The 13,785-nt window shown below is 61.0% G+C and carries 15 protein-coding genes and 1 other RNA gene; 5 read left to right on the top strand and 11 right to left on the bottom strand.

Annotated features, from left to right (window positions below):
- Positions 1–24: 24 nt before the first annotated feature.
- The 7 genes from ACGHUK_RS09805 to ACGHUK_RS09775 form a co-directional block, all read right to left on the bottom strand.
- Positions 25–2,829, bottom strand: coding sequence for an AAA family ATPase (locus tag ACGHUK_RS09805; protein ID WP_390574221.1), 2,805 nt, complete (start codon positions 2,827–2,829; stop codon positions 25–27).
- Entirely contained in the window at positions 2,826–3,968 is a 1,143-nt protein-coding gene (locus ACGHUK_RS09800) for an exonuclease SbcCD subunit D (RefSeq protein WP_390574219.1), read from the bottom strand. The genes ACGHUK_RS09805 and ACGHUK_RS09800 overlap by 4 nt, the downstream gene beginning before the upstream one ends.
- 213 nt (positions 3,969–4,181) lie before the next feature.
- A complete protein-coding gene (locus ACGHUK_RS09795; RefSeq protein ID WP_154259289.1) occupies positions 4,182–4,652 on the bottom strand; it encodes a peptidoglycan-binding protein in 471 nt (156 codons plus the stop codon).
- A gap of 51 nt (positions 4,653–4,703) precedes the next feature.
- The gene (locus ACGHUK_RS09790) at positions 4,704–5,333 is read right to left on the bottom strand and encodes a stage II sporulation protein R (protein WP_390574218.1); all 630 of its coding nucleotides are present in this window, start codon (positions 5,331–5,333) and stop codon (positions 4,704–4,706) included.
- 152 nt (positions 5,334–5,485) lie between these two features.
- The gene (locus tag ACGHUK_RS09785) at positions 5,486–5,851 is read right to left on the bottom strand and encodes an endonuclease domain-containing protein (RefSeq protein ID WP_005944419.1); all 366 of its coding nucleotides are present in this window, start codon (positions 5,849–5,851) and stop codon (positions 5,486–5,488) included.
- Between the two features lie 86 nt (positions 5,852–5,937).
- Entirely contained in the window at positions 5,938–7,299 is a 1,362-nt protein-coding gene (locus ACGHUK_RS09780; protein ID WP_044954086.1) for a PFL family protein, read from the bottom strand.
- A gap of 24 nt (positions 7,300–7,323) precedes the next feature.
- The gene (locus tag ACGHUK_RS09775) at positions 7,324–7,593 is read right to left on the bottom strand and encodes an ACT domain-containing protein (protein ID WP_005944416.1); all 270 of its coding nucleotides are present in this window, start codon (positions 7,591–7,593) and stop codon (positions 7,324–7,326) included.
- Positions 7,594–7,825: 232 nt separating this feature from the next.
- Between ACGHUK_RS09775 and ACGHUK_RS09770 the strand changes: the two genes are divergently transcribed.
- Genes ACGHUK_RS09770 through ACGHUK_RS09755 form a run of 4 tightly spaced genes read left to right on the top strand, consistent with a single transcriptional unit; the run spans position 7,826 to position 10,638 of the window.
- The gene (locus ACGHUK_RS09770; protein WP_005935606.1) at positions 7,826–8,305 is read left to right on the top strand and encodes an Lrp/AsnC family transcriptional regulator; all 480 of its coding nucleotides are present in this window, start codon (positions 7,826–7,828) and stop codon (positions 8,303–8,305) included.
- The gene (locus ACGHUK_RS09765; RefSeq protein WP_005944411.1) at positions 8,305–9,489 is read left to right on the top strand and encodes a pyridoxal phosphate-dependent aminotransferase; all 1,185 of its coding nucleotides are present in this window, start codon (positions 8,305–8,307) and stop codon (positions 9,487–9,489) included. The genes ACGHUK_RS09770 and ACGHUK_RS09765 overlap by 1 nt, the downstream gene beginning before the upstream one ends.
- Positions 9,490–9,499: 10 nt before the next feature.
- Positions 9,500–10,375 (top strand): 4-(cytidine 5'-diphospho)-2-C-methyl-D-erythritol kinase, encoded by an 876-nt coding sequence (gene ispE / locus ACGHUK_RS09760; protein WP_349935335.1) that lies wholly within the window; start codon positions 9,500–9,502, stop codon positions 10,373–10,375.
- 59 nt (positions 10,376–10,434) lie between these two features.
- The gene (locus ACGHUK_RS09755) at positions 10,435–10,638 is read left to right on the top strand and encodes a DUF378 domain-containing protein (protein WP_243111924.1); all 204 of its coding nucleotides are present in this window, start codon (positions 10,435–10,437) and stop codon (positions 10,636–10,638) included.
- Between the two features lie 152 nt (positions 10,639–10,790).
- Here ACGHUK_RS09755 and ACGHUK_RS09750 read toward each other — a convergent pair whose 3' ends face one another.
- The 3 genes from ACGHUK_RS09750 to ACGHUK_RS09740 all read right to left on the bottom strand — a co-directional run bounded on the left by ACGHUK_RS09750 (position 10,791) and on the right by ACGHUK_RS09740 (position 12,070).
- Positions 10,791–11,438 (bottom strand): AhpC/TSA family protein, encoded by a 648-nt coding sequence (locus ACGHUK_RS09750; protein WP_097776540.1) that lies wholly within the window; start codon positions 11,436–11,438, stop codon positions 10,791–10,793.
- 93 nt (positions 11,439–11,531) lie between these two features.
- A non-coding RNA gene (gene ssrS, locus ACGHUK_RS09745) (6S RNA) lies at positions 11,532–11,736 on the bottom strand.
- 22 nt (positions 11,737–11,758) lie between these two features.
- A complete protein-coding gene (locus tag ACGHUK_RS09740) occupies positions 11,759–12,070 on the bottom strand; it encodes a DUF1292 domain-containing protein (RefSeq protein ID WP_097776541.1) in 312 nt (103 codons plus the stop codon).
- Positions 12,071–12,309: 239 nt separating this feature from the next.
- On the opposite strand from ACGHUK_RS09740, the gene ACGHUK_RS09735 reads away from it, so the two are divergent.
- Positions 12,310–13,053 (top strand): peptidylprolyl isomerase, encoded by a 744-nt coding sequence (locus ACGHUK_RS09735; RefSeq protein WP_390574216.1) that lies wholly within the window; start codon positions 12,310–12,312, stop codon positions 13,051–13,053.
- Positions 13,054–13,284: 231 nt separating this feature from the next.
- Here the strand turns inward: ACGHUK_RS09735 and ruvX are convergent, their stop codons facing one another.
- Complete coding sequence (gene ruvX, locus ACGHUK_RS09730) at positions 13,285–13,716, bottom strand: Holliday junction resolvase RuvX (protein WP_044954016.1); 432 nt, start codon at positions 13,714–13,716, stop codon at positions 13,285–13,287.
- Positions 13,717–13,785 lie beyond the last annotated feature (69 nt).

Genomic DNA, 13,785 nt, shown 5'->3' with positions numbered 1-13,785 from the left:
ACTTATAAAGAGGCCTGCGGTGTTTCACACGATCAATTCTACGGTAGAGCCGCCGGTGCGGGCTTTGCGCACCACCACCTGTCGGTCGATGCGGTCTTTCAGAGCACCTACGTGGGAGATGATGCCCACCAGCCGGTCGCCCTCGGTCAGCCCTGCAAGTACGCGCATGGCCTGTTCCAGCGATTCGTCATCCAGACTGCCGAAGCCCTCGTCGAGGAAGAGCGTGTCCAGACGGATGCCGCCTGCCGCGCTCTGTACTTCGTCCGAAAGGCCCAGTGCCAGCGCCAGCGATGCCTTGAAGCTTTCGCCGCCGGAAAGGGTCTTGACGCTGCGGCGGGTGCCGTTGTAGTGGTCGATGATGCCAAGGTCCAAGCCGGACTGGCTGCGCTGGTTCTCGGCACCAATGCGCTCCAGCTCGTACTGCCCGGCGGTCATCTGCATCAGGCGGGTGTTGGCGTGGCGCAGGATGCGGTCCAGATAGTTCATCTGGATGTAGGCTTCCAATTTGATCTTCTGTTTGCTGGTCAAGGTGCCGCCCGCCGTGGCGGCAAGGGCACTCACCCACTGCCAGCGCTGTTCCAGCTGGGTGCGGGCGGCAGCGGCTGCGCGGTATTTTTCTGCCGCAGCGCAGTTGGGCAGCAGCTGTGCTGCCAGCTGCTGGGCCTGCTCCCGCAGGGCAGTGCGGGCGGCGGCAAGGCGGGCCTGTTCTGCCTGTAAAAATTCCAGCGGCTGGGCAGGCCCGGTGGTTTCGGCAGTGGCTTGCTGGGTCTGCAGGGCATCCACAGCGGCTTTGGCAGCGGCATAGGCCTGCTCTGCCTGTTTGAGGGAATGCTGAGCCTGCTCCATGCCGGTGCGCAGGGCGGTGCGGCTGGCTTCCAATGCATCCAGCGCGGCCTGTGCCTCGGCCCGCTGCGGGTAGGGCAGGGCTGCACGAGCGGCAGCGGCCTGCTGTTCCAGCGCATCGGCGCTGGCATTCTGCGCGGCGGCGGTGCTGTCAGCTTCAGCGGTGGCCTGTTCCAGTGCCGGGCGCTGGCAGCTTTTTGCCTGACGGTCGGCCTCCAATGCGGTGCGGCGGGCGCAGTCTGCTTCGGCCTGCCGAAGCGCGGCGACACACTCGGCCTGTGCTGCGTGCAGGGCACAGGCTTCTTCCGTCAGGACAGCGGTCATCCCCTTGAAGGTCAGCTGTACCGTCCCATCCGGGGAAGTGAAGCGCTCTGGCAATAGGCTCTCGGCATCCCGGCGCAGGGAGCGGCGGGCTTCGTCGGCTGCGGCAAGGGCGCTCTGTGCGGCAGTGCTGGCAGTCTGGGCCAGTGCATCGGCCTTTTCGGCTTCCTGCTTGGCGGCATCCACCTGCGCCTGCGTGGGGGCTGTGTGGGGCAGTTGGGCCTTTGCCGGGTGGTGGACGCTGCCGCACACGGGGCAGGGCGCACCCTCGGCCAGCGCCTGCGCCAGCAGTCCGGCCTGTGCGTCCAGAAAGGCTTTGTCCAGCGCATCCCGCCGGGCATGGGCCTGCTCCTTGGCTTCGGCGGCAGTGCGGTAGGCATCCTGCGCACGGTGGGCCTTTTGTGCCTGCTGCTGGCAGGCGGCAAGCCGCTGGTTCAGGGTGGTAAGGGCGGTGCTGCGCTGGGCCAGCTCCTTTTCCCGGTTCTGCAAGGCCAGCAGCCGGGTGGGAGCATCTTCCAGCGCGGTCAGCTCCTTTTCAGCAGCGGCCAGCGCTGTGTCCAGTGCGGCCAGCTGGGTGCGTTTCGCTTTTGCCTTGGCAGCGGCCAGCTGGGCAGCATCCCGCGCGGCCTGCTGCTGATGGCACAGGGCATCCAGCTCATTGTAGGCGGCAAGGGCCGTCTGCGCCTGCGTCACCTGTCCGGCAAGAACATCCAGCTGGGCGGCATCGCCTGCGTGGCGGGCGCTCTCGGCACGGGCAGCTTCCAGCACAGGCAGGGCAGCGGTAAGCTCTGCCTGCTTTGCGGCCAGCTGTGCGGCCAGCTGTCGGGCCTGCTGGGCAGCACCCAGCTGACGTTGTACTTCGTCCAGCTTGGCTTCGGTGTCCTTGAGGGCAGCAGCAACGGTCTCCTGCGCGGCCTGCTGGCGGGCCAGCAGACCTTCCAGCAGGGCAAGGGCCGTCTCCGGCTCGGTCTGGGCGTTCAGTGCGGCAAGGGCATCGGCATCCGGGTCGTCGGGAGAAAACCGGATGCCGGAGAGCAGACTGTCCAGCTTTGCATTCTGGGTGGTGCGCTGCTGGCTGAGGGCGGCGCTTTCGGCCTGCAGGCGCTCCTGCAGCCGGGCATAGCGCTGGGTGCGGAACAGCTTGCGGAAAATGCGGCTGCGCTCCTCGGTGGAAGCGTTGAGCAGCTTTGTGAACTGACCCTGCGCGATCATGGCGATCTGGCAGAACTGGCTGTAGTCCAGCCCGATGATCTCCTGCACGGCGGCAGTCACATCCTTGGCTTTGGTCACCGGCGGACGGCCATCGGAATAGGTGAGGGTGGCATCCGCTTTCTCGGTGGTCATGCCCTCGCCGCGGTTTTTGGGGCGCTGGTACTCCGGGTTGCGGCGCACGGTATAGCGCTGGCCGTTCACCTCAAATTCCAGCTCCACAAAGGTGGGCGTTTTAAGATCAGCATATTTGCAGCGCAGCATGGCGCCCTCGCGCACGCCGCCGCTGGAATGATCGTACAGCGCATATGTAATGGCATCGAACAGGGTGGTCTTGCCTGCTCCGGTGTCGCCGGTGACAAGGTATAAGCCGCCCCTGCCCAGCTTTGCCAGTTCCAGAACCGTTTCGGCGGCATAGGGGCCAAAGGCCGAAAGAGTGAGCTTCAGCGGTCTCATGCGTCCTCGCCCTCCTTCCAGATCTCCTCAATGAGCTGCTGGCAGAATGCCGCCTGCTCCGCCGTCAGCGGCTGATTGTTCTGCAGCTGGTAGAACGCCGAGAAGTGCTCCAGCGGGGTGATGCTCTCGGCGCGCTCCGGTGCGGTGATCTCCTGATCTTCCCGGGTGCGGAGATTATCGTAGTCCAACCGCATCAGGTTCGGGTAGATCACCCGCAGGCGGGCCAGTGCGTCCGGCACGTCCTGCTCATCGGTCAGGGTAATGTGCAGGTAGTCGTCCACCGCAGTGCCGTCGTAATTGCGGCGGTCGGTCAGCTCCATGTAGCTGCCGCGCACTTCCCGCAGGTCGTGCTTCGGGGTAAGCGGCGCGGTGGTGATGGAAACTTCGCCCTTGAGACCGAACTCCACAAAGGTGGCGCTCTTGTGCTGGCCTGCTTCCGAAAAGGAGTATTTCAGCGGGGTGCCGCAATAGCGCACGGCATCGCGGCCCACCTTCTGGGGGCTGTGCAGGTGGCCCAGCGCCACGTAGTCAAAGGCATCGAACAGGCTGGCATCCACGCTGTCCACACCGCCCACCGAGACTTCCTCGCTCTCACAGCAGGCGGCACCGGCCACGAACTGATGGGCCACCAGCACGCTGCGGTGGGCCGGGTCCGGCGGGCAGTGGCGCAGCACGCAGGCAAGGGCATCGTTGTAGCTGTCCACAGGCTCGTCCGGCCAGACATGCCGCACCATGGCGGGCTTGAGGAAGGGCAGAAGGTACACGTCCAGCGTGCCGTACTCGTCGGTGAGAGGGATGGGCACCGGCGCACCGGAGAACACCGGGCTGACGTACACCCGGCTGTTTTGCAGCAGGGCAGAGCCAAAGGCGATGCGGTCGGCGGAGTCGTGATTGCCGCTGATGGCGAACACCGGCAGCCTGCGTTCGGCCAGCTGGGTGAGGAACCAGTCCAGCAGGCGCACGGCTTCGGCAGGGGGAACGGGCTTATCGTAGAGGTCGCCCGCCAGCAGCACACCGTCCACGGGCGTTTTATCCAGCAGGGAAAGGATCTGTTCCAGAATGTACCGCTGGTCGTCCAGCATGGAGAACTCGCACACCCGCTTGCCCAGATGCAGGTCGGAAAGATGCAGAAAACGCAAACGGAAACACCGCCTTTTCAGAGTTTTCTTTATTATACAGCAGGGCGGGGGTGGGGGCAAGGAAAACTCCCCCAGTCATCGCTGCGCGATGCCAGCCCCCTCGGGGATGGGGCCTTTGGCAGTGCGGAAAAGCTTCCGGTTTTGCCAGAGGCTCCCTTTTTGAGGGAGCTGGCACGGCGCAAGCCGTGACTGAAGGAGTTCGCTTCCCTTAAATCAGAACATCTTCTCCCACGTTTCTTCGCCGACCGCGCCGTCGGCGGTAAGGCCGTTGCGGCGCTGGAACCGCTGCACAGCCGCTGCCGTTGCCGCGCCGAACCTACCGTCGGCGTTCAGCCGTTCACCCAGCGAATTGAGCTTCTGCTGCACCAGACGCACCGTGCCGCCGGAAGAGCCGCTGCGCAGGGCAATGCCGGGGTAGGGCACATGCAGGCCGTGCTTGGCCGTGTAGCGGGTGTAGAGCACGTTCCATGTGTTCGCGCCTACCTTGCCGTCCACATTCATCTTGTTTTTCAGCTGGAACTCCTTCACGGCGTTCTCGGTGGAAATGCCGAATTTTCCATCGGCCTTCAGCTCGCCGTACCATGTGCAGGCATCGCGCACACCGTTGAGCCAGGTCTGCACAAGAGCTACGTCCGGCCCGGAGGAGCCGCGCTGGAGCAGGGAATAATAAGCAGGGATCGCCATAATGATCACACGCTCCTTTCGCCCTATGCTATGCGGCGAAAGCGCCGGGCGTTACCCAAGCAGCACCACGTCCTCCCGGCGGGCGGTGCGCTGCTGCACCCACTCCACCACTTTGAAGCGCAGGATGTACTCCCCGCACACAAGGTCGTTTTCGGCAGGCTGGGCATAGCTGCCGCAGGCAGAGCGGCACAGGCCCGGGTAGAGCACGCACCACCAGTTGCGGCCTTTTCCGGCACCGAGATCGATGCGCAAAGCGTCGTACCGCCCGGCGGGAAGAGTGCCGGAACCATAGCACCGGGTGGCAAAGTACATATTTACCAGCTGCACCCGCACCGGCGTACGGATGTTCAGCTCTGCCAGCGCGTGCCGGGCCGTGAGCTGCAGCTCAAATAGATGCTGCGCCGCCCAGGCGATCGCTTCCGGTTTGCTCCGTGCCGGGCAGGCGGTGTCCAGATAGGCAAGCACGGCATCCCGCACATGGAGCTTTGCGCTCTGGCTGGCAATGGAATCGCTCTCAGCCCGGATGTGCAGGCGCAGGGTGTCGGCGCACACCAGCGCCCCGGTGTCCAGCTGGGTGCGGCCCCATGCAAATGCCTGCCATGCGCCACACAGAGCAAGGGCGAGAAACAGGCCAAGGCAGAGCAGAGCCATTTGAGAACGTGTAAGCATTCTGGATAACATAAAAACAGACCCTTCTTCTGGAAATGTTATCCAGAGGATGGGCCTGTTGAAAAGAATTTATTCAGGAAAGAACGAACCCTCTCAGGCATTGCTGCGCAATGCCAGCTCCCCCGAGGGGGGAGCTTTTGTGCATATACCGGGAAAGTGCAGCTTCAAAGGCGAGATTGAATCGTCTGATGGATTTTTTCACAGACTGCTTCAAACTGAAGATCCACTTCATAATTAGAAAAACGAAGAACATCCAAGCCGTACTGCGAAAAGATGCTGCTCCGTTCACGGTCATACAGAAGCCCTTGTTCGGTGGTGTGTTGTGCTCCATCCAATTCGATGACCAGTTGTGCGCGAGAACAGTAAAAATCAGCAATAAAAGATTCAATGATGCGCTGCTTATAAATTTTTACCGGGTAGCGGCGCAAAAACTGATACCATAGCTTTCTTTCCTGCGGCGTCATTTCGCGGCGCAGCTCGCGTGCACGAGGCAGCATATCGCCATTTTTGGGAACGATGTTCGGTTTCATAGGAAACACCTGCTTTCGGTTTGAAAAAAGCTCCCCCTTTCGGGGGAGCTGGCATCGAGCGTATGCGAGATGACTGAGAGGGTCCTTTAGTTCTTCAGCGACTGCATGGGGGCAGGCAGGCGGCCGCCGCGGTTGATGAACACGGACGGGTCGTGCTGGTTCACGGCCATGATGGGGCCATAGCCCAGCAGACCGCCAAAGTCCAGCACCTCGCCGGCCTTGCGGCCAATGGCGGGAATGACGCGCACGGCGGTGGTCTTGCTGTTCACCATGCCGATGGCGGCTTCGTCAGCGATCAGGGCGCTGATGACAGCCGGGGTGGTGTCGCCCGGGATGATGACCATATCGATGCCCACCGAGCAGACGGCGGTCATGGCTTCCAGCTTTTCAATGGTCAGGCATCCGGTCTCGGCGGCGTGGATCATGCCGGCATCCTCGCTGACCGGGATGAAGGCACCGGACAGACCGCCTACATGGTTGGAGGCCATCACGCCGCCCTTTTTCACGGCATCGTTCAGCAGGGCCAGACAGGCGGTGGTGCCGCAGCAACCGCAAGTCTCAAGGCCCATCTCTTCCAGAATGTTGGCCACACTGTCGCCAATGGCGGGGGTAGGTGCCAGCGAAAGATCAATGATGCCGGCGGGCACACCCAGTGCCTGAGAAGCCAGATTGGCCACCAGCTGGCCCACGCGAGTGATCTTGAAGGCGGTGCGCTTGACCAGCTCTGCCACCTCGTCGATGGGGGCATCCTTGGGCAGGCGGGCCAGTGCAGCGCGCACAGCGCCGGGACCGGAAACGCCCACGTGGATCTCACAGTCCGGCTCGCCGGGGCCGTGGAATGCACCGGCCATGAAGGGGTTGTCCTCCGGTGCGTTGCAGAACACCACCAGCTTTGCGGCACCGATGCACTGACGATCAGCCGTCAGCTCACTGGCCTTCTTGACGGCCTCGCCCATGAGCTTGACGGCGTCCATGTTCAGGCCTGCCTTGGTGGCGCCGATGTTCACCGAGCTGCACACGATGTCGGTCTCGGCCAGTGCGCGGGGAATGGACTCGATCAGGCGGCGGTCACCGGCAGAAAAGCCCTTGTGCACCAGAGCACTGTAGCCGCCCACAAAGTTTACACCCACCTTTTTACCGGCGGCATCCAGAGTTTTTGCAAACTCCACAGGGTCGGCATCCGGGCAGGCACCCAGCAGCATGGCGATGGGTGTGACACTGATGCGTTTGTTGATGATGGGAATACCGTACTCGGCACTGATATGCTCCACCGTGGGCACAAGGTTTGCGGCCTTGGTGGTGATCTTGTTATAGATGTTCTCGCACGCCTTCTTCGGGTCTGGGTCGATGCAGTCCAGCAGGCTGATGCCCATGGTGACGGTGCGCACGTCCAGATTGTCCTGAGTGAACATCTCGATGGTCTCGAGAATGTCACCGGTATTAAACATACTCATAGCTGTGTACTCCCTCCATCAGATGGTGTGCATGGCATCAAAAACTTCCTGACGGGTAACATTGATCTGCATGCCCATCTCGGCAGCCAGCGCGTCGGTGCGCTTGTGCAGCTCTTCGTGGCTCACATTGCAGTTGCTGATATCCACCAGCATGATCATGGCGAACATGCCCTGCAGGATGCTCTGGGTCACGTCCTCGATATTGATGTTCAGTTCGGTGCACAGACCAGCGACCTTGGCAACAACGCCCACGGTATCGTGACCAATGACGGTAATGAATGCTTTCATCGTTTCCACCCTCGTTTTCCTTTTGATGAACGGTGCCGCAAGCGTTCCGGCACACTCTTACTCTTCCAGTATAGCAGATTTGGCAAAATTTGAACACACTTTTTGTAAAAAAGAACAGACACGAGGGGAAAAAGACATTCTATCCCAAAAATCGGGTGCAATCTTTTACAGCTTGTGCTATACTTATAGATAATTTATTTCCCGATTACGGGCTGAGAAGGAGCAAAATACTATGGAACAGCTTTTGAAGATCCTGGAAGACAATGCGCGGCTGCCCATTGAGGATATCGCCACGATGCTGAATAAATCCCCCGCCGAGGTGGCGGCAATGATCGATCTGGCCCGGGCGCAGGGCATCATCAAGGGCTATAAGACCCTTGTGGACTGGGAAAAGGCCGGTGTGAACCGTGTGGAGGCCGTCATCGAGCTGAACGTCAGCCCCAAGAAGAGCCGCGGCTTTGACGAGATCGCAGCCACCATTGCCGCCTTTGACGAGGTGGAGAGCGTGCTGCTGATGAGCGGCGGCTACGACCTGCAGCTGGTGATCAAGGGCCAGACCTTCCAGGAGATCGCTCTGTTCGTGGCAAAGCGCCTTTCTCCGCTGGACGATGTGCTGTCCACCGCCACCCATTTTGTGCTGCGCACCTATAAAAAGGAGGGCCGCCTGTATCAGGACGAAGAAATCGATGAAAGAGAGTGCACGGTGCTGTGATGGACTACGATAAACTGATCGCGCCTGCCGCTGAGGCCATGCGCCCCTCCGGCATCCGCAAATTTTTCGATCTGGCTGCCGAAATGCCCGAGTGCATCAGTCTGGGCGTGGGCGAGCCGGACTTCAAAACGCCATGGGCCGTGCGCGAAGCCGGCATCGAGAGTCTGGAGCATGGCCGCACCCGCTACACCTCCAACGCAGGCCTGAAGGAGCTGCGCGCCGAGGTGGCAAAGTATCTGGAGCGCCGCATGGGCCTGCACTACGACCCGCTGCACGAGGTGCTCATCACGGTGGGCGGCAGCGAAGCCATTGATATGTGCATCCGCACGCTGGTGCAGCCCGGGGACGAGGTCATCATCCCGGAGCCCTGCTTTGTGTGCTACGAGCCCATCACCACCCTGTCCGGCGGTGTGCCGGTGCATGTGGCCTGCCGTCAGGAGGACGAGTTCCGCCTGCGTGCCGATGCGCTGAAAGCAGCCATCACCCCCAAGACAAAGCTGCTCATCATGCCGTTTCCCAACAACCCCACCGGTGCGGTGATGGAGCGCGAGGATCTGGAAGCCGTTGCTGAGGTGCTGCGCGGCACCAACATCATGGTGCTCTCGGATGAGATCTACGCCGAGCTGAACTACGGCCTGCGGCCTCATGTGTCCATTGCCACCCTGCCCGGCATGGCCGAGCGCACCATCGTGGTGAACGGCTTCTCCAAGACTTACGCCATGACCGGCTGGCGTCTGGGCTATGCCTGCGGCCCGGCACCCATCATCCGGATCATGACCAAGATCCACCAGAGTGCTATCATGAGTGCCCCCACCACCAGCCAGTACGCCGCCATCACCGCCCTGAAGGAGTGCGACGGCGAGATCGACCGCATGCGCGACGAGTACAATATGCGCCGCCGCCTTGTGGTGAAGTCCTTTAACGATATGGGCCTGACCTGCTTTGAGCCGCGCGGTGCGTTCTACGCCTTCCCCTGCATCAAGAGCACGGGCATGAGCAGTCAGGATTTCTGCACGAAGCTGCTGGAACAGAAGCATGTGGCCATCATCCCCGGCGACGCCTTTGGCGCTTCCGGCGAAGGCTACGCCCGCATTTCCTACGCCTACAGCGTGGAGCATCTGAAGGAAGCGCTCCGGCGCATCCGGGAATTCCTGCAGGAAAACGGCATCTATCACGGTATCTGAGGAGGAACAAATGGCAAGGCTGAACTGCGTGACCGTTCTGGCCCCCGCAAAGCTCAATCTGGCGCTGGACGTTGTGGGCCTTCTGCCGGGCGGCTACCATGATCTGGACATGACCATGCAGGCCATTACCCTGTACGAGCGGGTGGTGCTGCGCCGCAGCCCCTACCTGAACCTGCGTCTGCCGGGCAGTCTGGTGGCCCCCAATAACAAAAACACTGCCATCAAGGCAGCGCTGGCCTTTTTTGACTACACCGGCCTTCTGGCGGGCGTGGACATCACCATCTATAAAAATACCCCGGTGCGGGCGGGCATGGCGGGCGGCAGTGCCGATGCTGCCGCTGTTCTGGTGGGCATGAACGAGCTGTACGGTGCGCACCTTTCCATGAGTGAGCTGTGCGCACTGGGCGCAAAGATCGGTGCGGATGTGCCCTTTGCCCTGATGGGCGGCACCTGCCGGGTGCAGGGTGTGGGCGATTTTCTCAAGGCGCTGCCGCCGGTGCCGGAGTGCTGGTTCACGGTGGTGATGCCGGACTACGGCGTTTCCACCCCGGAGGCCTTTGCGGCCTATGACCGGGTGGGCAGCAGCATTCACCCGGACTGCGGAGCGCAGGAAGCCGCTATCCGTGCCGGAGATCTGGATGCCCTTTGTGCCGCCGCCGGCAATGCGCTGGAAGAGTGCAGCGGAGCAAAGGATACCGGGGCCATCAAGGCCCTGCTGCGGGAGCATGGCGCTGTCACCGCCCTGATGACCGGCAGCGGTGCGGCGGTGTTCGGCGTATTCCGGGACGAAGGGGCCGCACGGGCTGCTGCACAGGCCGCAAAGCGGCGCTGGAAGCAGGTGTACGTGGCGCAGCCTGACCGCGGCGGCGCACGGGTGAGCCGATAAAAATGCATAGACCTCCTTCCCACGGGGCATACTGCCCGCAAAGGAAGGAGGTCTTTTTTGTGCAGACCTTTTATAAAATCTGTCTGATCTTAATGATCGTGGGCGGCATCAACTGGGGCCTTGTGGGGCTGTTCCAGTTCGATTTTGTGGGCTGGCTGCTGGGCGGCAGCGCATCCATCTGGTCGCGCATCGTGTTCACGCTGGTGGGCATTGCAGCCCTGTGCGGCATCCCGGGGCTGTTTTCGGATGAAACGGATGAATGACCCTCTCAGTCAATGCCTACGGCATTGCCAGCTCCCCCGAAAGGGGGAGCTTTATTGTGCCTGTCCTCCAGAAGTAAAAAAGCTCTCCCTTCGGGAGAGCTGGCGCGTCAGCGCCTGAGAGGGTCAATGACAGGTGCTTTTGCTGGTTTGAGTCAATGGCTGCTTCCGTCAAGATCATCCCAGCCTACCAGATCCGGCAGGGTGAGCGTTTCGTCGGAGCAGTGGGGGTGTGCACGCCGCTGGTCCTCGGCCATGGTGCGCACCACCTCGCGGGTAATCTCGCGGATGGCGGCGCAGTCCTCCGGCAGGTCGGTCTGGCTGCGGCCGGAGTGGGTAAACAGGATCTTACCCATGTGGCCCACCACCAGCGTCAGCGGCAGCTGCTGTGGAGCATTGCTGTTGTAGCGGTAGCCCTGCTCTTTGGCCGCTTTGTAGATGCGCTGGGCCGCAAAGCTCCAGCTCAGGATGCCGCGGGCCTGTTCTACGCCAAGGTAGCCGTACAGCACCCCCGGCGCGTCGCAGATGAGGGTGAAGGGAAACTCGGCCCCCTGCGTGGCTTTTGCCACCATGCGGGGAGAGGAACGCACCACGCAGGCTAGCCGCACGCCGCGCAGTCTGGGCAGGGTCTGCAGGTAGCGGGTCAGGTATTCCCGCGTGACAGGGTGGTCAAAGGCAGGCAGGAAGATCATGACAAGAGGGTGCTCCCCTTCGCACAGCTTGTAAAAATCATTGCCCGGTGTGGTGGGGGTATCAAAGGTAAAACGGGGGATAGAGGTGCCCACCAGATGTTCTGACTTCATGCCGCAATGCACATCCTTTCAAGATAATAAAAAAATCCACACACTGCATCTCTGCAGAAAGTGCAGAGGACAGAGGTGGATGGATTGCTATAAAAAGATCCCGCCCGGTCGTCTGCGGTCAATCAAACCTACCCTTACGGACAGGTGGGTGCCCTGTCTCCGGGTTCGCGCTTCCTCATCGAGCCTTCATGGTCGCCCCATGACGGGGAGGTCTGCAATCCACCGGGGAACTCCAAGCTCCCGTTGAATGATTAGTAGGATCATATAAACCGCAACAAATCGAGCCGGGCAGGAAGTTTTGCCGGGTAATTTGTCTGGAATTATTCTTCGATGTCGTACTCGTCGCTCAGGCGCTCTTCAAACAGCTTGCCCAGCTCCAGCAGCAGCTCGTCGTCGTCCACGACATCCAGATACTCGCCTTCATCGTCTTCGCCGACGCTCAGGATGACCAGCTGAGCGTTCTCAGCCTCTTCCTCGGTCTCAGCGTATTCCACAGCAGCCAGATAATGCACGCCCTTGTAGTCCAGTGCATCGATCACCTCAAATGTGATCTCGTTGCCGTCCTCATCCTCCAGGGTCATCAGGTCGGGCTGATCTTCTTCGGTATTAGGGTTCTTGATTTCGTCAGACATAGATATTGTCTCCTGTATCGTGTCATAAAACGGGCTGTTTGTGCGCCGCCCGCTTGGCCTGCATATAGTGTAGCGTTTTTTTGCCTGCTCGTCAAGATGCTTTTTCGCACAGAAATTGTGCGGCAAATTTTCACGCATTTGCTCTCGCACTCTGCGGCAGAATATGATATACTATCCTCTGAATCTTCTGTGCACGGTGTGTCGTGCAGGTTACTATAGAGTATGGAGCGTGGGCGGAAATGATGCATAAAAAAAGATGGGCGGCGTTTGTGCTGGCAGCGGCGCTGGCGCTGACGGGCTGCAGTGCCGGGAGCTTTCTGCACTTTGGCAAAGGCAGCGGCGGCAGTACAGTCCAGAAGATCGACCGCCCGGCAGTGGAATCGGCAGAGCTGCAGTTTGCCCACCCTGCGGCGGGGGACACCATTGCGGTGTTCGATACCTCGGCAGGTGTGTTCAAGGCGGTGCTTTTCCCGGACAAGGCCCCGCAGGCCTATGATAACTTTGCAGGCCTTGTGCAGGCAGGCTACTACAACGGCCTGACCTTCTCCCGCGTGGAGAGCGGCTTTGTGGTGGAAGCCGGGCAGGGGGCCGACGGCAGGGGCAGTACCATCTGGAACGGCAGCCGCTACCCGGCTGAGACCACCGACAGTCTGCACCACTACTCTGGCGCGCTGTGTATGGGCACCGATGCTTCCGGCGAGTGCGCCAGCGTTTTTTACGTGATGCAGACGCTGCCGGGAGACCAGTCGGTGACGCAGGAGCTTGTGGACCAGATGAACAGCGCAGGCTACCGCGCGGAGGTGGCTTCGGCCTATCAGACCGCCGGCGGCGCGCCTTATCTTGACTACACCGATACCGTGCTGGGGCAGGTGTACGAGGGCATGGACGTGGTGGATGCCATCGGCCAGACCGCCGTGGACGAAAACCAGAAGCCCCGTGAGGACATCACCATCAACAGCGTGAGCATCGAGACATATCAGTGAACCAAAAGGCACCCGCAGCGTTCAAAACTGCGGGTGCCTTTTTTATAACTCCTTCAGTCGCCTGCGGCGACAGCTCCCTCAAAGAGGGAGCCCTTGGCAGTGCGGCAAAGTTTTCCTTTTCGCCAGAGCCTCCCTCAATGAGAAAGACTTCCCCCGGCCGGGGGAAGATGTCACGCAAGTGACAAAAAGGGGAGCAGTGGCATCGCGCCAGCGATGACGGAAGGAGTTGAATCAAATCTCCCCCGGGTGCTCCTTCCGCCACGCCAGATAGTCATCCAGAATGACCGTGGCGCTCACAGAGTCCAGAATTTCCTTGCGCTTTGTGCCAAAGGTGCCGCTTTCGTCCAGAATGTCGGCGGCGGCGCAGGTGGTCTGCCGCTCGTCCCACATGCGTACAGGCAGGCCGCTCCAGATCTCGACCGTCTTTGCCAGCTTGCGGCTCTTGATGGCGCGTTCGCCCTCGGTACCATCCATGTTCAGCGGCAGGCCGATCACAATCAGCTCGGCTCCGATCTCCTTGGCCACTTCGCACACCCGTGCCGCCACCTTGTTGCGGGCTTTCAGGGTGATCTGCGGGGTGATGGCCGTTGTAAGGAACTCGGTGCGGTCACAGGTGGCAAGGCCGGTGCGGCTGTCGCCGTAGTCAACAGCTAAAATTTTCATACAGGCTTCCTCTCTTGTGTGGAAAAGTTTGTCGGTTCAAGTGTACCACAGCTGCAGGCTAAAAGGTAG

Source organism: Faecalibacterium sp. i25-0019-C1, assembly GCF_042854225.1.
In the GTDB taxonomy this organism is placed as follows: Bacteria; Bacillota; Clostridia; order Oscillospirales; family Ruminococcaceae; genus Faecalibacterium; species Faecalibacterium taiwanense.
The sequence above is the reverse complement of the archived record's forward strand: the minus strand, read 5'-3'. Positions and strand labels throughout refer to the sequence as shown.

What these genes read in the sequence shown, in the direction of transcription:
- ACGHUK_RS09780 (WP_044954086.1), bottom strand. Translation starts at nt 7,299, where the DNA reads ATGTTTAATACCGGTGACATTCTCGAGACCATCGAGATGTTCACTCAG.
- ispE (WP_349935335.1), top strand. Translation starts at nt 9,500, where the DNA reads ATGGCAAGGCTGAACTGCGTGACCGTTCTGGCCCCCGCAAAGCTCAAT.
- ACGHUK_RS09790 (WP_390574218.1), bottom strand. Translation starts at nt 5,333, where the DNA reads ATGTTATCCAGAATGCTTACACGTTCTCAAATGGCTCTGCTCTGCCTT.
- ACGHUK_RS09750 (WP_097776540.1), bottom strand. Translation starts at nt 11,438, where the DNA reads ATGAAGTCAGAACATCTGGTGGGCACCTCTATCCCCCGTTTTACCTTT.
- ACGHUK_RS09740 (WP_097776541.1), bottom strand. Translation starts at nt 12,070, where the DNA reads ATGTCTGACGAAATCAAGAACCCTAATACCGAAGAAGATCAGCCCGAC.
- ACGHUK_RS09795 (WP_154259289.1), bottom strand. Translation starts at nt 4,652, where the DNA reads ATGGCGATCCCTGCTTATTATTCCCTGCTCCAGCGCGGCTCCTCCGGG.
- ACGHUK_RS09735 (WP_390574216.1), top strand. Translation starts at nt 12,310, where the DNA reads ATGATGCATAAAAAAAGATGGGCGGCGTTTGTGCTGGCAGCGGCGCTG.
- ACGHUK_RS09805 (WP_390574221.1), bottom strand. Translation starts at nt 2,829, where the DNA reads ATGAGACCGCTGAAGCTCACTCTTTCGGCCTTTGGCCCCTATGCCGCC.
- ruvX (WP_044954016.1), bottom strand. Translation starts at nt 13,716, where the DNA reads ATGAAAATTTTAGCTGTTGACTACGGCGACAGCCGCACCGGCCTTGCC.
- ACGHUK_RS09775 (WP_005944416.1), bottom strand. Translation starts at nt 7,593, where the DNA reads ATGAAAGCATTCATTACCGTCATTGGTCACGATACCGTGGGCGTTGTT.
- ACGHUK_RS09765 (WP_005944411.1), top strand. Translation starts at nt 8,305, where the DNA reads ATGGACTACGATAAACTGATCGCGCCTGCCGCTGAGGCCATGCGCCCC.
- ACGHUK_RS09785 (WP_005944419.1), bottom strand. Translation starts at nt 5,851, where the DNA reads ATGAAACCGAACATCGTTCCCAAAAATGGCGATATGCTGCCTCGTGCA.
- ACGHUK_RS09770 (WP_005935606.1), top strand. Translation starts at nt 7,826, where the DNA reads ATGGAACAGCTTTTGAAGATCCTGGAAGACAATGCGCGGCTGCCCATT.